This window comes from Brevibacillus invocatus, assembly GCF_003710915.1.
GTDB lineage: Bacteria > Bacillota > Bacilli > Brevibacillales > Brevibacillaceae > Brevibacillus > Brevibacillus invocatus.
In genome coordinates this window covers 62,797-82,037 of sequence record NZ_RHHR01000044.1, presented here as the reverse complement: position 1 = coordinate 82,037, position 19,241 = coordinate 62,797, and the positions used below count along the sequence as shown (strand labels likewise).

The window sequence follows — 19,241 nt, the reverse complement described above, 5'->3', positions numbered from 1 at the left end:
CCTTTACTCCCAATTTCGAAACTCCCTCGGGCTTTTGCCCACATATTTGCGGAACGTACGGGTAAAATTTTTCACGTTGCTGTATCCGACCATTTCGCTGATGGTGTAGGTCCGGTTGTTGACATCCATCAAAAACTCCTTGGCTTTCTCCATTTTGACGCGGATCAGATAGTCAGAGAAATTTTCACCTGTTTTTTTCTTGAAGTATTTGCTCAGATAGTAGGGGTTCATATGGACAAGACGGGCGGCATCGTCGAGTGTGGCTTCCCGGTAGTTTTGCTCCAGATAGCTTTTTACCTTGGCGATGACAGTCTCCGGGGCAGCGGACTCCTTTTCTTCCGGCAGGTTTGTGGATGGGGATTGTGATCCCTTGCTTTGATCCAGCTCGATTTTCAGCTTACGAAATACGTTCTCCAGCTCATTGTACTTGGTCGGCTTGACGATGTAGCTTTTCACGCCGTAGGAAAGGGCCTGCTGGGCATACTCGAACTCTCGGTAACCGCTGAGAAAGACGACCTTGACGGGTGAGTTCTGCTGGTGCAGCTCACGTGCGACATCGATCCCGCTCATGACGGGCATCTGAATATCACAAAGGATGACATCAATCGGCTGTTTGGCGACGACATCCAGCACTTCCCTGCCATTTTCAACGAGACTTGCGATCTCGAAGCCGAGCTCGTCCCACGGGAAGTACTGGCTGAGTCCGTTTCTGATTTCGAATTCATCGTCCGCGATTAATAGTTGATACATCCAGAAACCTCCTTTGCATCGTATCGTGAAACAGCGTTGGCAGCTTGTTTTCTGTAGTATATCATGCGGAAAAATCTCAAAAAGCAGGGGATTTACGTGAAGTGGTCAAAAGATGATACCAAATGCAAAATAGGATACCTGTTTTTTATGGGGTAATTCATTTAAATATTAAATATATACAGAAATTTCAGTTTTATAAACGAAGGGGGTATAAGTGGTATGAAACGATGGGGAATGGCCTTGCTCGCAACGCTCATGCTTTTGGCTGCGGCTTGTTCCAAGCAGGAGACTCCGAGTGCGGCTCCGGGAGACGCTCAAACGGCTCAGCAGGCAGAAAGCGCGTCGAAGGAACAGAAGCTGGTCGTCGCGATTCCAGCAGAACCGGGACCGCTCGATCCGGCTGTCTCGATGGACAACTCGGCATGGAAGCTGACGTACAATTCGTATGAACGGCTGATTGAGTACGATGGCGAAAAGACAGATCTGGTGCCGGGATTGGCCAAAGAGTGGAAGGTAAGCCCGGACAACAAAGTGTTTACGTTCTCCCTGGAGTCGGGACACAAGTTTGCCGATGGCACAGAGGTGAATGCCGAAGCCGTTAAGTTCACATTTGATCGCCTCTTGAAGGTAGGTAAAGGTCCATCCGATTCGTTTGCGATGATCGATCAAGTGAAGGTCATCGATCCGCTTACCGTCGAGTTCCAGCTGAAAGAACCGTACCCGCTTTTCCTGCCGCGCTTCACGAACAACTATGCTTCGATCATCAATCCGAAAGTGATGGAGCATGAGCGCGACGGCGATCTGGCGCAAGGCTGGTTGGCCGAAAATACAGCGGGAAGCGGTCCGTATCAGTTGACAGAGTATAAAAAGTCGCAATATTACAAATACACTCCCAACCCGCATTCCAGCATCAAGCCTGCGATCACGACGGTTTACTTTCAAGTCAGCTCGGATGTTTCCGCGACTCGCCTAAAGCTGATCAAAGGCGAGATCGATATCGCAGAGGGAATCCCGGTAGATCAGCAGCTGGCCCTGGAAAAGGAAGAAAATGTCCAGCTGATCAAGTCGCCATCCCTTACGGTGGACTATGTGTACATGAACATCGGCAAAGGACACGAAGCGTTGAAGGATGTCAAGTTCCGTCAAGCGTTGAACTATGCGGTGAACTATCAGGCGATCATCAAAAATGTCCAGCAGGACACCGCGATCCAGTTGCGTGGACCTGTTCCGGAAGGCTTGTGGGGACATGACGAGAACGCCAAAATGTACACCTATGATCTCGATCGTGCGAAGCAGCTGTTGTCCGAATCTGGCAAGTCCGGTGTGGAATTGACCCTGCTTTACTCCGACCAACGGGCAATATGGGAGCCGATCGCACTGGCATTGCAAAACGATTTTTCACAAATCGGGGTTCAAGTCAAGCTGAACAAGGTAGCCTACGCGACCATGCGTGAAATGCTCGACAAGGGCGAATTTGACCTGAGCTTGGGGATGTGGAGTCCCGATACTGCAGACCCGTGGGAATTCATGTCGCCGTGGTTTGATTCCGAACGTTGGGGGCTGTCTGGCAACCGTTCTTTCTACAAAAACGAGGAAGTCGACAAGATGCTGCGTGAAGCTGCCTCGATCCAGGATCAGGAAAAACGTTTGCAGCTGTACCTGGACGTGACCAAAATCGTCAACGAGGATGCGGTCTACATTTATCTGGATCAGCGCCAATTCCTGCTGCCGATGTCGAAGAAGGTACAGGGCTTCAAGTACAACCCGATGCTGGAAGGCATCTACAATTTGGATGAAATGTCTGTCAGTCCATAAACGAAAGGTGTGAAGGATGGATGTGGGCAGTCATACGCAATCGTCTGCTCATGCTGATCGTCGTCATCTTTGGCGTCTCCTGCATCACCTTCCTGATGTCCAACGTCATTCCGGGCGATCCTGCCCGGATGATCGTTGGGGTCAAGGCGACGGAGGAAACCTACCAGCGAGTGCGCGAGCAGATGGGCCTGAACGATCCGCTTTACGAGCAGTATCTGAACTATATGCAAGGCCTTTTGACGGGGGATTTGGGCACTTCGCTGCGAACTCAGCAGCCTGTTATCGAAGATTTGATTACATACTTTCCCGCCACGCTAGAGCTGGTTCTGTACGCATTTCTGATCGCAATCATTCTCGGCGTATTTATTGGGGTCCTGACAGCCGTCAAAAACAACAGCATGTGGGATCATATCGGAAGGATTTTTTCGATAAGTGGCGTCTCGCTTCCCGTTTTTTGGAGTGGCTTGATGGCCATAATTCTGTTTTACGGTGTGCTTGGGTGGCTGCCTGCTTCTGAGCGGCTTGACCTGTTCATCGATGCACCGCCTACCATTACGGGCTTGTACACCATCGACAGCTTGCTCGCCGGGGACATGGAGGCCTTTTCCAACAGTGTGCTTCATCTCATCATGCCAGTCTCGATTTTGGCGTTCGTCCATCTATCGGCGATCACCCGCCAGATTCGCGCATCAATGCTGGATGTTTTGCAGCAGGATTACATCAAAACGGCGCGTGCCAATGGTATTTCCTCCAGCTTTTTGATCATTCGCTATGCGCTTCGCAATGCCTTGATGCCAGCAGTTACGGTCGTGGGATTGTCCATCGGCTCGTTATTAGGAGGAGCAGTCGTGACAGAGACGATCTTCAACTGGCCGGGCATGGGCAAATATGTCGTGGATTCCATTGGCAGCCTCGACTTTCCTGCGATCATGGGCTTTACGATCCTGATTGCCATCGGCTATGTCCTGATCAATCTGCTGGTGGATCTGCTGTATATGGTGCTGGATCCACAAATTCGTGAATAAGGAGGAACAGCATGCAAACGCCACAAACATCACCAGCCAGCCATCCTGCAGTTGTTCCTGAGCGAGTGCCCGGGACGGTCCAAATCTTTTGGAGTCGATTTCGAAAGAATCCGCTGACGATGGTCGGGGGCGTGATTTTTATACTGTTTGTTCTGATCGCTCTGCTCGCACCCGTCCTGACGGGCAATGATCCGAACCAGGTACGTATGGATTTGGCCTTGCAGAAGCCTTCAGCCGAGCACTGGTTTGGTACGGATGAAGTCGGCAGAGACCTGTTTGCCCGTGTCATCTACGGCACCCGGCTGTCTCTCGGAATGGGGATATCGATCATTATTGTGGCTGGGCTGGTCGGGACGATTCTCGGCGCAGTTGCCGGCTACCTGGGCGGAAAAATCGGACAGATCATCATGCGCATCATGGATGTGATACTCGCATTCCCCACGCTGATTTTGGCGATGGCGCTCTCGGCTGCGATGGGGCCGAGCCTGATGAATGCGATTTTGGCCATCGTGATTGTCAAGATTCCGGCTTTTGTCCGTCTTGCCCGCAGCGAGACGCTTGTCGTGAAAGAAAAGCTGTTTGTGAAAGCGGCTCAGACCTTTGGGCTGTCGGATACGTGGATCATTGTCCGTCACATCATTCCCAATGTGATTACACCTGTGATTATTCAGATGACACTGGATTTGGGAGATGCGATCCTGATGGTGGCGACCTTGGGCTTTTTGGGACTCGGGGTGCAGCCGCCGACCCCAGAGTGGGGTGCGATCATCAGCACAGGCTGGCGTTATTTTCTCGATCAGTGGTGGTACCCGACCTTTCCGGGGATTGCCATCTTTCTCGTCACAATCAGCTTCAACATTATCGGGGATGGGCTTCGCGACATGCTGGATCCCAGATCAGCGAGGTAGGTGATACACGATGCTGCTTGAAATAACAGACCTGTCCTTGTCCTTTCACACCCTATACGGCACCATGCCTGTTCTCGATCGCGTCTCGCTGTCCATCGAGCCCGGAGAGATCGTCGGGATCGTCGGGGAATCGGGCTCGGGAAAATCAGTGACAGCCCAGTCGGTCCTTCGCTTGCTTGATCGCAATGCGACCTATACAGGGGGAAGCATTCGTTTCAAGGGGCAGGACGTACTGGGGATGAAGGAAAAAGAGATACAGGGATTGCGCGGGAAAAAAATCGGCATGGTGTTCCAGGAACCGATGACGGCACTCAATCCGACCATGCGCATTGGCAAACAGCTGGCAAACGTCATTCGGAAGCATCAGGGAGTGACTCAGGCAGAAGCGGATCGCTTGGCAGTGGAGGCCTTGGCAGCAGTGCAGATGAAGGACCCACAGAAGGTGTTTCGCCAGTATCCCCATGAATTGAGCGGGGGCATGCGTCAGCGTGTGGTGGTGGCCTTGGCGATGTCGTCACCGCCAGAGCTGTTGATTGCCGATGAGCCGACTACTGCGCTGGATGTGACCGTGCAGGCCGAGGTGTTGAAGCTGATGAAAGAGCTGAGCACACAAACAGGGACGAGTGTCATGCTGATTACGCACGATATTGGCGTGGTGGCGAATATGTGTGATCGGGTGTATGTCATGTACGGGGGAACGGTGGTCGAGTCTGGAAAAACCGAGGAAGTCCTGTTTCATTCCAACCATCCCTACACACGCGCCCTGATCGAGGCTTTGCCGGAAGGAAAGCCGAAAAGCCAGCCTTTGAAGGTCATCGAGGGGGAATCCTTCAACGCTAGGAAACGGCCAGTCGGCTGCGTCTTTTGGGATCGTTGCCCCAAGCGGACGGCACGATGCCAGGAGAAACCGCCAGTCGTTGAGGGCCTGAATGGCCATCGGATCGCCTGTTGGGAGGGAAAACGATAGGATGCTGACCGTACAAGAGCTAGAAAAATCGTTTGGCACTACCAAGGCGGTGGACCAGGTAAGCTTTCATATTCAAAAAGGCGAAACCTACGGATTGGTCGGGGAGTCCGGCTCCGGCAAGAGTACGATCGGCAATATGATTTGCGGGTTGCTGGCACCCACTCAAGGAGTTGTCTCTTTCTTTGGAGAGGAGCTGTGGAAAAACAATCGCTTCCATCGCCCAAAACCGGGCAGCCTGCAGGTTGTTTTTCAGGACCCGCAGTCTTCCCTGGATGTGCGCATGAACATCAGGCAAATTATCACCGAGCCTTTGCGCGCATTGCCGCGTGAGGAGCGACTGAAAAAATCGTCAGACGACTATTTGAGGGAATTGGTAAGACGAGTAGGGATGCATGAGGATCATCTCACACGCTATCCGCACGAATTTTCCGGCGGACAGCGTCAGCGGATTGCGATCGCCCGAGCCATCATTACCGAGCCTGCATTCCTCATTCTTGACGAGCCTACTTCCGCGCTGGATATCTCCATTCAGGCGCAAATCCTCAATCTGCTCAAGTCCTTGCAGCAGGAGCTGGGGCTTACCTACTTGTTTATCTCGCACGATATGTCGGTCATCCGGTATATGTGTGATCGTGTCGGCGTGCTGTATCATGGTAGACTGATAGAGGAAAATGAGACAGAAGCTTTGTTTACGGAGCCGCAGGAAGCGTATTCGCAACGTCTGCTGGCCAGTCTGCCACAGATGACAAAACGGTCATGACCGTTTTTTACATGAAAAGCCTGACGGGATGAGGAGATCGCACGGGCAAGAGAGGGGGCCAACATTGAGATTTGCTATTGGACAGCTGGTCCATGAAACCAATACGTTTGCTTCTGGCATCACGGATGTAGCCACATTCCGGCAGCAGGAATGGCTGTATGGAGAGGATATCATCCGTGCTCACACGGGCGTGCGCAGCTACATAGGCGGGATGCTCGACAAAGGTAAGGAGCTGGGCGCAGAGCTGGTTCCGACCTTTTCAGCGGTTGCTTATCCATCAGGGATCATCGAAGAGGACACTTGGGAGCAGCTGAAGCAGAATTTGGTAGCCAGTTTGAAAGCAGCGGGGGAGTTTGACGCTATCTGCTTGAGTCTGCACGGAGCAGGTGTAGCACAGCATCGTGCACAGATCGAAGAGGATCTCATGCGCTGTTTGCGTCAGGAGTTCGGAGAAGAGCTGCCGATCGGGGCAGCGCTGGATTTGCACGGAAATCTGAATGAAGCTTTTGTGCAAGCAGCCGATCTGCTGCTAGGCGTCAATCTGTATCCGCACACGGATGAATACGACAGGGGAGCAGAAGTGATCCAGCGGATGTTCGAGCTGGTTTCAGGCAGGATCAAACCAGTGATGCACCTGACCAGACTGCCGTTATTGGTGCCTACCTCCACTACGAACCAAGGTCCTGCAGCAGAGGTGAATCGGCTCTGCGAGGAATGGGAAGCGCGACCAGGCATTTTGGATTGCACGTTTTTTCACGGTTTTCCGTATACGGACACACCCTATGTAGGGGCATCTGTACTCGTGACAGCTGATGGGGACGATAAGCTGGCGAAAGAAGCGGCAGATGAGGTAGCGAACCAGATTTGGGCGCGCAGAGAAGCATTCATGCAAAAGCATCCGTCACCTGACACGGGAATCCGCACTGCACTTGCTGCTGAGGGGCAACCGGTGGTGATCAATGAAACGTCCGATAATCCGGGGGCTGGTACACCGGGGGATGGGACGTACCTGCTCGCGGCGCTGCTTGCGGCCAACCAGCCCCATACTTGCTTTGGCATGCTGTACGACCCGGAAGCTGCTCGCATGGCGCATGAGGCAGGACCGGGGGCAACGATCCAGCTTCGACTTGGCGGGAAAACGGACCAGCTGCATGGTCAGCCCGTGGAAGCAGAAGCTTACGTCAAAGCAGTAACGGATGGCTCATTTATCCGAACCTCTCCGATGGGAGCGGGGTCACTTATACGGATGGGGCGCTCTGCACGTCTGGTGATCGGGAACGTAGACGTCATCGTCTGCTCCAAAAGGGCGCAGGTGATGGACGACGAGATTTTCCGTTTGCACGGAATCGACATCACCCGCTACAAGCTTGTGTGCCTCAAGTCAAGCCAGCATTTTCGCGCCTTTTTTGAACAGCATGCCGTACGAATTTTGACCGTCGATTCACCTGGACTCTCCACTCTGGATGTCACCACTTTTCGCTATCAACAATTGCCCGAGCCTGTCTACCCGCTTCATGCTGGCATGAAATGGTCGGCTGGAGACGAAATATAAGAAGGCCTTTCAGGACTGACCCTACCGCGCCGGTAAGGTCAGTTTTTATTTTACTATCGGAAAGTTTAAGTGCGCTAAAGCGCTAAAAAGATTAGCGGAAGATAGTATAAGTGCAACTAAGGCTCCGCCAAAAGCTTGGCGTAGCCAAGTTTTCTAACAAAATGATCAGCTGGTCATGAGGTCATTTTGCTGATGCTGCATGTTTCCCCTTGGATCGCTTCGCTCTTCATCGCATTTGGGGCAGGTGGCTTGTTCCCGCTGGCTCTGATCATTCCGATCGAAGAAGCCTCTAGTGTGGAAGAGGCGACATCATGGTCAGCGATCATGCAGTTTGGCGGTTTTATGCTTGGATCGCTCGGTCCTGCATTTTTCGGTCTGACGGTCGACCTGTTCGGCAATTTCCAACCCGCTCTGATCGTCATGCTAGTCACCATCGGAATCATGATCGTGAGCATTTACAAGATCGGGAACAAAGCTCCCCGAGCAGAACAAGCAAAATCATAGGCAGGAACGAAAAATAGCGGCTGTCCCGAGTAATGTGTAGAAGGGGGACAGCCGCGTTGCTATCGTTATGACTTCGTTATTTCGTGAATGGTCTGGATGCCTCCATACCGCGGCTCTTGCTGCGTGCGTACCGCCCAGCTTCTGGTGCCGTATTCATAGTGCCACCATTCTTTTGGATAGTTGACAAATCCGGCTTCGATCATGAGATGGTAGAGCAGACGACGATTGTCCCGGATGGCTCTTTGCTGCTCGGTAGGCTCTGAGATTTCCTCAAAATATCGGGTCTCAGCCATATCGCTGAAGTCGTCGAAATCCGTACCCATATCCAGCCAGCCGTCCGGTCCCGCGATGGTCAGATCGATCGCACCCCCAGAGAGATGGGGAGAAGGCTTTTGCCTATCTGTAGTCGGCAGAGCAACGAACTTGCCGAGCTCAGCTTTGAGTGCATCTCCTTCCTGCCAGCCCTGACGCAAGAGAGATTGACGAAATTGCTCATAGAGAGAAGCCTGTACCTGTGTGGATCGCCAGCCGTCCAGTGCGACCAGATGAAAGCTGGCAGGCAGCTTTTCAGCGGCGGCGATCAATCGCTTGGCGGCATTTTCCCGCAGATAGATTTCAGGCAGTGCGCCATCGTACCCCAGATGATAGTAAGCGGAGTAAACAGCTATTTTAGGTGAAAGCGTAGAAAGCGCAAGCAAGGGTTCGCCACATTCTTGCAAGACGGACATGTTGGCAGTTGACACTTCCGGGATCGGCGGGATAGAGGGATACAGCACAACTTTCACCTCGTCAATTCGTTTTGGGAATATGGTATCATATTTAAATTCAAGTAAAATACAAATATTTTGATTTTTGACGCCCGTGCCTAGAGATGTGTAAGGAATGGCAACCCTTTGGCAAGGGCCCTTCACATCTTCCTTGTGGTAGAATGGGGATGAAGCAACTACCTATGGTTTTGAAGGGACTCTGCGAATGCGTAATAGAGAAGGTATGGAATTACAAATACGTCGTTTAGGACACGGGGATGTAGAAGATATAAGAAAGCTGATGGAGGATGTCATCTCTCGTCTGCCTGCGCAGGATCTGTTTGCGATGGACGAAGAAGGCTACTTGCAAGAGCTCATTCAAGAGAAGGGTGAAATCTATGGCGCCTACCTGGATGGGAAGCTCGCAGCCTATACGGTTTTGGCTTTTCCGGGAATGAGCGAACAAAATCTAGGACGAGAATTCGGGGTGTCGGAGCAGGAATTGCCGCTTGTTGGCGTACTGGACTCAACGGTGGTTCACGAGTCCGTTCGAGGTCTGGGATTGCAGAGACATTTCCATGAGCTGCGCGAAAAACGTGCGCGGGAGAAAGGGTGTCTGTACCTGTATTCCACCGTTCATCCTGAAAATCATGCGAGTATGAAAAATTTGCAGGCGGCAGGCTTTACCCTTCAATTTACTCGCCCGATGTACGGAGGGAAAAACCGGCATTGCTTTGCAAAGCGATTATTGTAAAGAAGCAAGCAGAACGAACGGATTGCATGGTATGATCCTAAATAGAACGAACCAAAAACAAATTGCTTCAAGGTTGAAAGACGGCCTATTTCCGTGATCTTAGAAGCGAGAGAGACCATACAGGGGAAAAGGAGATTTTACGACAAATGGCTATTAAAGCGATTCTATTTGATTTGGATGATACGTTGCTGTGGGACGAGCGAAGCGTAAAGGAAGCGTTTCAAGCGACCTGTGAAGAAGCAGCCAAGCATTACGAGGTAGACACAGAGCGTCTGGAAGCTGCGGTTCGCAGCGAAGCTAGGGCCATCTATGAAGCCTTCGAGGCATTTCCATTTACCAAAATGATTGGGATCAATCCGTTTGAGGGATTGTGGGCTAAGTTTGCGGAAGGGAAGCAGGAAGAGTTTCGCAAGCTCCAGTCCTTTGTCCCGCTTTACCGAAAGGAAGCGTGGACACGCGGTCTGCGGGCCATGGGCATTGAAGACGAAGAGCTTGGCTACAAGCTAGGAGAAATGTTCGCTGCGGAAAGAAGAAGCCGCCCAATCGTCTATGAGGAAACCTTCGAGGTGCTGGACCAGCTGAAAGAGAAGTACAAGCTCCTTCTCCTCACGAACGGATCACCAGATCTGCAACAGGAAAAACTGGCCGGCGTACCCGAGCTCGCGCCTTATTTCGATCACATCATCATTTCCGGTGATTTCGGTCAAGGCAAGCCTGCACCATCCATTTTCGAGCACGCCATGAGCTTACTGGAGATCACAGCAGAAGAAGGCGTGATGGTAGGAGACAAGCTGACTACAGACATCCAGGGTTCCCATGCAGTCGGGATGCGCAATATGTGGATCAATCGACACGGCATGCCGCTCACGGGCGATATCGTCCCTTCCCATGAGATTGTAAGTCTGCGGGACATTCAGAAGGTTATTGATTCGTTAGAGGAAGCTTAAAGAGTGATTTGGACTTTGCCCGCCAAGTGGTTTGGTGGGTTATTTCTTTTGGAAAAAGAACCTTAGTGAAGCAAGGTTGTGATACAATAATTTCCAGGTTATTCCTTATTGAATATAGGTGAAAAGGGAAGTGTACATGATTATATTTATCGCTTTGACGGCAATCATCGTGGTACTGCTTATGTACCGTTATAAAAACAGAGAAGAGATCGAGTCAAACCTTGGATTTAAAATCGTTGGATACTATCTTTTGGGTGCGTTTACCTTTCGGATAAATGAGCTTGCTTTACCTCTGGGTTTCATGATCTTTCTCTTATTTTTCCGGCCAACAAGGAATGTTCCATTAAAACAATTTTCCGCAATGCTTGGGTTGATCATGTATTTCGCACAACTGATTATTCCGGCAGTGGATGAGTATTGGTTTGAACGACCACATGAAGTAGCAGGGATGAGCAACCATGCTTCGCAATTGCGGTTTTCAGATGATTGGGGAAATATAAGAAGTGAAATGAACATAGAACCTCATGCCCGACTTGAAAAAGGTTGACTTATGATTTAATCAGTAGCACGGAAAACGGGTTCATCCAATATGACGTTGCTTTTTCATCTGAAACGAAGGAGTATACGATCCGGCGTCAAAATGTTGGCGAACGATGGCTGCAATATGATCGTCTTGTATTTGCTTCGAGGTTTTTTGAAGTGTTAGATGAAATTAAGGTTCGCAATGTATCGATTGCTCCTCCGTTTGAAAGGAATATTTTAATCAGTGATGGAGAATTAGCCTCTTATGTAATAGAAGATAGGCGAACATATGTGATTCGAGGAAATGAATGGCAAGAGGTTACAAACCATGATCTTCCGATAGAAGGCTACGTCATCACTTCTTGTGCAAAAGGGGAAACGGATGCAATGTCGTCTGGCTGTGAAAATCTCGTAGAGTATTTATTTGATGCACGGAAAAATTGACGGGTGGGTATGAGAGACAATAGAGACTTTTATAGAAGAGAGGGGGGGTTTTCATGGACTTTTTATTTGTATTTATCTGTCTTGTATTTATCCTTATAGGAATTTTTAAGAGTCATAACAAAACGCGATCAGCAGCATTTGTAATCATGATGCTGTCTTTGTTTAATGCAATAGCTTTAAGCTACGCCAAGAGGGGGGAAGGTGCGAGTAGTTTTGGTTATTTGGGGATTATGGTAATAAAAATGTCAGATGTTGGCCAAATGGTTAGGATTTCTTTGGGGATAAAATCGAGATTAATGGCAATCATTCACAAAGTGATACTGAGGAGAATGGAATATGCGCATCATCACATTATGTGGTTCTACAAAGTTCAAGAAACAATTTGAACAGACGAATGCCTATCTGACCCTTCAAGGGAATATCGTGATCAGCGTTGCTTTTTTTGAGCATAGCGAGGGGATCCAGATCACGAAGGAACAAGCCGAATTATTGGGCAACCTTCATTTCAGAAAGATTGATCTTTCCGATGAGATTTTTGTCATTGATGTTGATGGCTACATAGGCGAGAGTACACGAAAAGAGATTGAGTATGCTGCAAAAATGGGGAAGCCAATTCGCTATTACTCAGGCGGTGAGGTACCTTCCAATGTTTTCAATGGATGAAAAACGCGAACCACCCATGTGCAGAAGGACACAATTCGAAAAATATCGGAGTACAAAAACTTTGAGGATGCAAGGAATTGCTCTTGAAGTATTTATCCGAACCTAGATGTGATTAAAACTAGCATTGAGATTCCATACAAAGCACTTCCCCTCAGCTTTTACTTGAATCCCGACCAGCATTTGCTATGATTAGAACAAGTACTTGTCAGACAAAAAGTGAATAAGATAGACAAACAGGTCCTTGTTCATTCGTGTCCATGCGAATGAGCAGGGTTAAAAGGGAAGTTTGGTGAAAAGCCAACGCGGTCCCGCCACTGTATGAGAGGAGCTTTTCTTCGCGGCACATGCCATCCACTGCCTATTCAGGTGGGAAGGAGAAGAAAGGTGATGATTCTTGAGCCAGGAGACCTGCCTGTTTTCGTGTTGCACTGATTTCCTTCGGGTCAAAGGAAAAGGTGAGGATTGTGGCTTTCAGCTATCCGCGCTTTGTTTTCCTTTTGGTATCTAGGGAGAACGAAGCGTTTTTTTATTTCAGGAGGGATTCATGTGAACCAGCAGCCTAACAAACGGGGATTGCTTTTGGTCTATACAGGAGATGGAAAAGGGAAAACGACGGCAGCACTTGGCCTTGCTGTACGTGCTACAGGCAGGGGCAAAAAGGTGCTGATGATTCAGTTCATCAAGTCTCCAGATAGAACCTACGGGGAAAAGATCATGTTTGACCGTATGGGAATCGAGATTTTGCAAAAGGGGATCGGATTTACGTGGACTAAGACGCCTGAGGAGCATCGCGCAGCATTGGCTGTAGCGTGGCGCTTTGCCAAGGAAAAACTGCTCGACGATACCTACGATTTGATCATTCTCGACGAAATCAACAACGCGCTTGCCATCGACAAGTTTCCGATCGATGATGTGTTGCCTTTAGCAGATGTTTTGGAGACGTTGAAAAATCGTCCGGCACACATGCACGTAGCCATTACAGGAAGAAGCGCAAAGCAGGAGATCATCGAACTGGCTGATCTGGTGACGGAGATGAAGCCGATCAAGCACTACTATGACGAGGGCATCCCTGCCGTTCTGGGGGTAGAGTTCTGATGGAGGTTCTGGAAAAATACGGCCATGGCGGTGACTGGGTGTCGGCCGCCAAACGATACGGACTTCCGGCAAACGGCTTTCTCGATTACAGCGCCAATATCAACCCGTTAGGACCGCCGCAGTCTGTCATTTCAGCGCTGCAAACCCAGCTGCAGGAAGTGACGCGGTACCCTGATCCAGCGCACCGTTCCTTCCGGCATGCTTTGGGCAAACGATTGAATCTGCATGAAGACTGGCTGTTGCCTGCAAACGGAGCTGCCGAAGCGATGGCCTTGGCGCTCTTGGCTTTGCGCCCGCAGAAAGTGGGTGTTGTCTACCCATGCTTTTCCGAATACGCGCAACTTTCGGAGCAGTTCGGCGCTCGGGTGATCAGCTGCTACGGCCGGGAGGAGCATGGCTACAAAGCAGAAGAGACACAGCTGTACAGGCTTTTCCAGCAAGCAGATCTCGTGTTTATCGGCTCGCCCAACAATCCTACTGGCATCTTGTACACAGCCGAAGAGCTGCAGCGAATGGCGGAATGGACCGCAAAGACGGATACCTGGCTGATCGTAGATGAAGCGTTTCTCGATTTTGTAGAGGAAGAAAAGCCATTTACGCTGGTCGACCAGCTGGAGAAATATCCACGCGTGATCGTGATGCGCTCGATGACCAAAATGTACGCGATTCCGGGATTGAGGCTGGGCTACGCTATCGCACACCCCGAGGTAATCGCTCGGATGAAAGGAAAGCAGGTCAGCTGGAGTGTCAATGCTTTGGCGCTTGTGGCAGGAGAGCTTTGCCTGGAGGAATGGGAATACGAGCGACAGACGCGAGAGCTGATTGCGCAGGAACGCGCTTACCTCAGCACGGCTCTTCAGCAGGAATGGGACTGGAAGGTTTGGCCGGGCAAAGCGAATTTTCTGCTCGTCCGCACCTCTGAGGAGTGGACGGCGCAAGAGCTGCAGGAAGTACTCGGCAAAAAAGGCGTCCTGATTCGAAGCTGTGCCATGTACCCAGGGTTGACTGCGCGAGATTTCCGCATTGCCGTGCGCAAACGGGAAGAAAACGAACGCTTGCTGGGTGCGATACGCGAAGCTTGTCTGGAAAGGGGAACGTACCGATGAGCCTGATCCTGGTCACCGGAGGTGTGCGTTCTGGCAAAAGCGGTTTTGCCGAAGAACTGGCCGCGGACACAGGCAAGCGCGTTTTGTATGCAGCGACAGGTGAAGCGAAGGATGAGGAAATGCGCAGCCGAATTGAGCAGCATCAGGCTCGCCGTCCGGCAGAGTGGGGCTGTGTGGAAATCCCGCAGTACCTGTCTTACTCGAACCAGGCAGCGAAGGAATATGAGGTCGTGCTCCTCGACTGCCTGTCGACCTGGGTCAGCAACTGGCTGATGGCTGTTCCCGAAGAGGATTGGAGAAGTGAGGCCATTACACAGGAGATCTACCAGGAGGCAAAAGCATGGCTGGACGGGCTTTCTGCCTCGCCACAGACCGTGATCGCCGTGACGAGCGAGGTAGGCTTGGGCGGGGTGGCGATGAATAAGCTGGGTCGCTGGTTTGCAGACGTGCTCGGGGATGTCAATCAGATGACGGCACGCCGCGCGGATACCGTGTATGCAGTCTTTTCGGGAATTCCCTGGAGGATCAAAGGATGAATCTACATGCATTTTGGCATGCCATCGCCTTTTTCACCCGGATTCCTGTTCCCTGGCTGCGGCCTTCTGAGGAAGCGTGGAAAAAAAGTGTTGCGTGGTATCCAGCTGTGGGTCTGGTGATGGGTCTGATCCTGTGGGGTGTGCATCAAGCAGGGCTTTGGCTGTTTAGCCCGTTGCTTGCAGCTGTATGGACCCTGATCGTCTGGGTGTACATCACAGGGGGACTTCATCTCGACGGCTGGATGGACTTGGCGGATGGTCTTGGAAGCAGTCGCACAAAAGAAAAAATGCTGGAGATTATGAAAGACAGTCGCGTCGGAGCGATGGGGGTTTTGGCGGCACTGTTGCTGCTGTTGTTGAAAACCGCCGCACTGTCCGAATGGACCGAGCCAGCATGGGGCATGATGCTTGTCTTCGTCCCGGCGATCGCCCGTACGCACGTCCTGCTGGCGATTCGCTACTGGCCGTATCTCTCGGCAGATCAGGGGATTGGAAAAGGGATCAGCGAGGGGCTTTCGGGCGTTCACATCGTGATTGCGTACGCCGTTTTGGCTGGTGCCTGCTGGTGGCTTGGCGGTTTGCAGGCAGCGGGAGCGGTTTTATTGTCCCTGTTGTTTGCAATCTGGTTTGCCCGAAGTGTGGCACGAAAGCTGGGGGGATTGAACGGCGATTGCTACGGAGCCGTCATCGAGAGTAGCGAGGCTGCGATGCTGATTGCCTTGCTGATAAGTATCGGATAAAGCGTCAGGAGTGGGCAAGGATGAGATGGCTATGGGTACGTCATGGGGAGACGGATATAAACAGGCAGGGCAGATATCTGGGCCATACCGATGTCTCGCTGCATGAGCATGGAATCAGACAGGTAAAAGGATTGGCAGAGCAGCTCAAGTCCGTGATCCGGCAACCCGTGAACCTCTATACCAGTGATTTGCAGCGTTGTCTGCAAACGGCGGAGCTGCTGGCAGAGCAGGTGCCCTGTACGGTGCAGGCTGTTCCAGCACTGCGAGAGCTTTCATTTGGCGAATGGGAGCTGTGTACATACGAAGAGTTGATGACAAATGACAAGGAACGTGCGACTCGATGGTACGACGATCCTCTCCAATACAGTCCTCCTCAGGGGGAAAGCTTGCGACAGCTCGGAGAACGCGTCGACGCATGGCTTATGAGTCGGGAGCAGGCGTACAGAGATGAGCCGCGAGCGCATACACAGATCATTGTCACACACGGCGGGGTGATCCGCTGGTTTCAAGCGGCATGGCTGGAGCAGGACCCAAGCCGATTTTGGCAGGTAGAAGGACTCAGGCACGCAGAGGCCATGTTGACGGTTTGGGACGGAAACCGCTGGACTGTGCAACCTCATTTTCTGAGCAGGAGAGAAGCAAATGAATGAACTGGCGTGGGTGATCATCACGGCCTATTTGATTGATCGTATTGTAGGTGATCCGCGCAAACTGCCGCACCCTGTGGTTATCATCGGATGGTGGATTTCGCGTCTGGAGTGGTTGATTCGCAGGTGCGTCAAGCAGGAGAAATATGTAAAGGCGGCAGGAGTGCTGCTCCCGCTGTTGATCGTGACGGGTAGCTACGCTGTGGTCTGGCTGATCATTTGGGCAGCCGCGCACGTATCACCTTGGCTGGCTTTTGCACTATCGGCCTGGATGATCTCCACGACCATCGCCACCAAGGGATTGGCAGACGCCGGAATGGAGATCATGCGCCATCTGCTGTCAGGAAATATGGTTGAAGCAAGGCGTTCCTTGTCCAAGGTAGTGGGGCGAGATACCGAGCATCTGGACGAGCCGGAGATCTGCCGCGGTGCGGTGGAAACAGTGGCGGAAAATATCGTCGATGCCATCGTCTCTCCGCTCATCTACGCAGCGATCGGGGGAGCCCCGCTAGCGATGGCGTACCGCGCGACGAATACGCTGGATTCGATGGTGGGCTACAAAAACGAAAAGTATCGGAATCTGGGCTGGGCATCTGCCCGATTCGACGACGTGGCGAACTATATCCCGGCTCGCTTGACCGCATTGCTGCTAGTAGCGGCAAGCTGGCTGCTCCGACTGGATTATCGGCAAAGCTGGCGAATCATCAAGCGGGACGCGCACCTGCATCCGAGTCCGAACAGCGGGCTGCCGGAAGCAGCAGTGGCAGGAGCCTTGGGTGTGCAGCTGGGAGGTCTCAACACGTATCAAGGCGTTGCTTCCCACCGGGCGAAGATGGGCGATGCGCATCGCCCGTTGCGTGCAGAGGACGTGCAGACGACAGTGCGCCTGATGTATCTCGCATCGCTTTTGAGTGTGCTTGTCTGTGTGGGTATGGTGAAATTGCTGCGGGGTTAGTTGCAAGGGAAAGCATGTGGGGAAAAGAGGAGGTTCATCGGTATGAAAGGCAAGTTGTATGTGATCGGATTTGGTCCGGGCAGTTTTGAACATATCACCAAACGGGCGCGGGAAGCCATCGAAGAAAGTGATGTCATTATCGGCTACTCCACCTATGTGGATCTGATTCGTGAATTGCTTACCCATCAGGAGATCGTCAGCACCGGAATGACGGAGGAAGTGACCCGAGCGCGGGAAGCGGTTCGTCAGGCAGAAGAGGAAGGCAAAAAAGTCGCGGTCATTTCCAGTGGAGATGCTGGCGTATACGGCATGGCGGGTCTGGTCTACGAGGTGTTGGTGGAAAAAGGCTGGACACAGGCAACAGGTGTCGAGCTGGAAATTGTCCCGGGCATTTCGGCGATTAATTCCTGTGGCGCTATTCTCGGCGCTCCGATTATGCATGATGCCTGCACGATCAGTCTGAGTGACCATTTGACCCCCTGGGAGCTGATTGCGAGGAGAATCGATGCAGCAGGGATGGCGGATTTCGTCATCGCGCTTTACAACCCGCGCAGCGGAAGGCGCACACGACAGATCGTCGAGGCACAACGCATTCTCCTTCAATACCGTTCACCTAATACTCCTGTAGGTATTGTGAAAAGCGCGTTTCGCGAACGAGAGCATGTCGTTGTCACTACGCTGGCACACATGCTGGAGCATGATATCGGCATGCTGACGACAGTGATCATCGGGAATTCCTCTACGTTTGTCTACGATGGCAAGATGATTACGCCGCGCGGCTACCAGCGCAAGTACACCTTGTCTGCCGACGAACAACCGTTGAAGCCGCACCAGCGACTTCGCGTGGAAAATGAGCCGTGGTCACTGGAGGCGACTGATGGGGAGGGCAAGGAAGTCGACATTCCACAGGCAGCACAAGCACAGGAGCAGCCATTCATTCGTTCGGCACCCCCTGCTACCGTGACAGAGCAGCAAGCTGCGGTTTCAGTTGCAGAACGGGAGTCCGTGGTTTCAGCAGAGGAGCCGACACCGCTCGATTGGGCGACGCAGGCCTTACAGCTGGTGAATGAAGCGAATGGTGTGGTTACTGAAGCCGCGGCAGCCACTCAGACAGCAGCACGTCCTGTAGACAGCTTTACACCGGAAATGATCTTCGAGTGTGCAGTCAGTCCGGGTGTTGCGAACAAAAAAATCTCGACGCAGCAGATGATGCTCCTGGCAGAGGTGGCGGGCGAGCGGGGTGAAATCGAATATACGCCGCACCACCAAATGATCCTGCGCGTTCCGACGGCGGACCCGGAGAGCGTGACCAGCCGCTTGCGTGAGGCGGGATTGATGCTAAGTCCTACAGGGGACGTCCTGCAGGTAAAGGCATGTGATTTTTGCGACGGAGAGAAAAAGGACGGGATTCCGTACGCAGAGGAACTGCAACGGCTTCTGGGAGGCAAGCCAATGCCCAAAGAGACGCGCATCGGCTTCAACGGGTGTGGAATGGCCTGCTATCAAGCGGTGACGGAAGACATCGGGATCGTCTTCCGCAAAGGCAAATTCGATCTTTTCCTGGGAGCCAAAACAGTGGGAAGAAACGCTCACTCAGGTATTCCAGTCGCAGAAGGCATTCCAAAAGAAGAGATCGTACCATTGGTGGAACGCATCGTGACGCGGTTCGTAAAAGAGGCCTTCCCGAATGAGCGCTTCCACAAGTTCTTTCAGAGGGTAGGAGAATTGGAAGGCTACGCTTGGCGAGAACCAGCCAAGTTTGAGATCGAGAACGCCGCTTGTGGCGATTAAAAGGAAAGCAAGGT

The 19,241-nt window shown here is 51.9% G+C and carries 21 protein-coding genes and 1 riboswitch; of the genes, 19 read left to right on the top strand and 2 right to left on the bottom strand.

Annotated elements, in window-relative coordinates; translation table 11 throughout:
• Positions 1 to 3: 3 nt before the first annotated feature.
• Positions 4 to 750 (bottom strand): response regulator transcription factor, encoded by a 747-nt coding sequence (locus tag EDM52_RS20545; RefSeq protein ID WP_122910811.1) that lies wholly within the window; start codon positions 748 to 750, stop codon positions 4 to 6.
• A gap of 219 nt (positions 751 to 969) precedes the next feature.
• On the opposite strand from EDM52_RS20545, the gene EDM52_RS20540 reads away from it, so the two are divergent.
• From EDM52_RS20540 to EDM52_RS20510, 7 genes are all read left to right on the top strand, one after another.
• Positions 970 to 2,565 carry an ABC transporter substrate-binding protein gene (locus EDM52_RS20540; RefSeq protein ID WP_122910810.1) on the top strand — a complete coding sequence of 532 codons (1,596 nt, stop codon included), beginning with the start codon at positions 970 to 972 and terminating at the stop codon, positions 2,563 to 2,565.
• A gap of 20 nt (positions 2,566 to 2,585) precedes the next feature.
• Positions 2,586 to 3,590 carry an ABC transporter permease gene (locus tag EDM52_RS20535; protein ID WP_122910809.1) on the top strand — a complete coding sequence of 335 codons (1,005 nt, stop codon included), beginning with the start codon at positions 2,586 to 2,588 and terminating at the stop codon, positions 3,588 to 3,590.
• A gap of 11 nt (positions 3,591 to 3,601) precedes the next feature.
• Positions 3,602 to 4,498 carry an ABC transporter permease gene (locus EDM52_RS20530; RefSeq protein WP_122910808.1) on the top strand — a complete coding sequence of 299 codons (897 nt, stop codon included), beginning with the start codon at positions 3,602 to 3,604 and terminating at the stop codon, positions 4,496 to 4,498.
• 10 nt (positions 4,499 to 4,508) lie between these two features.
• A complete protein-coding gene (locus EDM52_RS20525) occupies positions 4,509 to 5,465 on the top strand; it encodes an ABC transporter ATP-binding protein (protein WP_183185237.1) in 957 nt (318 codons plus the stop codon).
• Position 5,466: 1 nt separating this feature from the next.
• A complete protein-coding gene (locus EDM52_RS20520; RefSeq protein WP_122910807.1) occupies positions 5,467 to 6,225 on the top strand; it encodes an ABC transporter ATP-binding protein in 759 nt (252 codons plus the stop codon).
• A 64-nt stretch (positions 6,226 to 6,289) separates the two neighbouring features.
• Positions 6,290 to 7,777 carry a M81 family metallopeptidase gene (locus tag EDM52_RS20515; RefSeq protein ID WP_122910806.1) on the top strand — a complete coding sequence of 496 codons (1,488 nt, stop codon included), beginning with the start codon at positions 6,290 to 6,292 and terminating at the stop codon, positions 7,775 to 7,777.
• 192 nt (positions 7,778 to 7,969) lie between these two features.
• Positions 7,970 to 8,281: an MFS transporter gene (locus EDM52_RS20510; protein WP_122910805.1), complete on the top strand. Its 312-nt coding sequence runs from the start codon at positions 7,970 to 7,972 to the stop codon at positions 8,279 to 8,281.
• A gap of 65 nt (positions 8,282 to 8,346) precedes the next feature.
• Here the strand turns inward: EDM52_RS20510 and EDM52_RS20505 are convergent, their stop codons facing one another.
• The gene (locus tag EDM52_RS20505) at positions 8,347 to 9,057 is read right to left on the bottom strand and encodes a M15 family metallopeptidase (protein WP_122910804.1); all 711 of its coding nucleotides are present in this window, start codon (positions 9,055 to 9,057) and stop codon (positions 8,347 to 8,349) included.
• A gap of 214 nt (positions 9,058 to 9,271) precedes the next feature.
• Between EDM52_RS20505 and EDM52_RS20500 the strand changes: the two genes are divergently transcribed.
• From EDM52_RS20500 to cobJ, 12 genes are all read left to right on the top strand, one after another.
• A complete protein-coding gene (locus tag EDM52_RS20500; protein WP_245997190.1) occupies positions 9,272 to 9,781 on the top strand; it encodes a GNAT family N-acetyltransferase in 510 nt (169 codons plus the stop codon).
• Between the two features lie 146 nt (positions 9,782 to 9,927).
• Positions 9,928 to 10,728 carry an HAD family hydrolase gene (locus EDM52_RS20495; RefSeq protein WP_122910802.1) on the top strand — a complete coding sequence of 267 codons (801 nt, stop codon included), beginning with the start codon at positions 9,928 to 9,930 and terminating at the stop codon, positions 10,726 to 10,728.
• Positions 10,729 to 10,858: 130 nt separating this feature from the next.
• Positions 10,859 to 11,275, top strand: a complete 417-nt coding sequence (locus EDM52_RS20490) for a hypothetical protein (RefSeq protein WP_122910801.1) — start codon at positions 10,859 to 10,861, stop codon at positions 11,273 to 11,275.
• Entirely contained in the window at positions 11,272 to 11,694 is a 423-nt protein-coding gene (locus EDM52_RS20485) for a hypothetical protein (RefSeq protein ID WP_122910800.1), read from the top strand. The genes EDM52_RS20490 and EDM52_RS20485 overlap by 4 nt, the downstream gene beginning before the upstream one ends.
• A 336-nt stretch (positions 11,695 to 12,030) precedes the next feature.
• Positions 12,031 to 12,357: a hypothetical protein gene (locus EDM52_RS20475; protein WP_122910798.1), complete on the top strand. Its 327-nt coding sequence runs from the start codon at positions 12,031 to 12,033 to the stop codon at positions 12,355 to 12,357.
• A gap of 218 nt (positions 12,358 to 12,575) precedes the next feature.
• Positions 12,576 to 12,787, top strand: a riboswitch (cobalamin riboswitch).
• Positions 12,788 to 12,903: 116 nt separating this feature from the next.
• Entirely contained in the window at positions 12,904 to 13,452 is a 549-nt protein-coding gene (gene cobO / locus EDM52_RS20470) for a cob(I)yrinic acid a,c-diamide adenosyltransferase (RefSeq protein WP_122910797.1), read from the top strand.
• Positions 13,452 to 14,558, top strand: a complete 1,107-nt coding sequence (gene cobD / locus EDM52_RS20465) for a threonine-phosphate decarboxylase CobD (protein ID WP_122910796.1) — start codon at positions 13,452 to 13,454, stop codon at positions 14,556 to 14,558. The genes cobO and cobD overlap by 1 nt, the downstream gene beginning before the upstream one ends.
• Positions 14,555 to 15,094: a bifunctional adenosylcobinamide kinase/adenosylcobinamide-phosphate guanylyltransferase gene (gene cobU / locus EDM52_RS20460; RefSeq protein WP_122910795.1), complete on the top strand. Its 540-nt coding sequence runs from the start codon at positions 14,555 to 14,557 to the stop codon at positions 15,092 to 15,094. The genes cobD and cobU overlap by 4 nt, the downstream gene beginning before the upstream one ends.
• Positions 15,091 to 15,834 carry an adenosylcobinamide-GDP ribazoletransferase gene (gene cobS / locus EDM52_RS20455; RefSeq protein ID WP_122910794.1) on the top strand — a complete coding sequence of 248 codons (744 nt, stop codon included), beginning with the start codon at positions 15,091 to 15,093 and terminating at the stop codon, positions 15,832 to 15,834. Before cobU ends, cobS begins: the two co-directional genes overlap by 4 nt.
• Before the next feature lie 20 nt (positions 15,835 to 15,854).
• Positions 15,855 to 16,484: a histidine phosphatase family protein gene (locus tag EDM52_RS20450; RefSeq protein ID WP_122910793.1), complete on the top strand. Its 630-nt coding sequence runs from the start codon at positions 15,855 to 15,857 to the stop codon at positions 16,482 to 16,484.
• The gene (cbiB, locus tag EDM52_RS20445) at positions 16,477 to 17,436 is read left to right on the top strand and encodes an adenosylcobinamide-phosphate synthase CbiB (RefSeq protein ID WP_122910792.1); all 960 of its coding nucleotides are present in this window, start codon (positions 16,477 to 16,479) and stop codon (positions 17,434 to 17,436) included. The genes EDM52_RS20450 and cbiB overlap by 8 nt, the downstream gene beginning before the upstream one ends.
• 42 nt (positions 17,437 to 17,478) lie before the next feature.
• Positions 17,479 to 19,227, top strand: a complete 1,749-nt coding sequence (gene cobJ, locus EDM52_RS20440) for a precorrin-3B C(17)-methyltransferase (protein ID WP_122910791.1) — start codon at positions 17,479 to 17,481, stop codon at positions 19,225 to 19,227.
• The last annotated feature ends 14 nt before the right edge of the window (positions 19,228 to 19,241 follow it).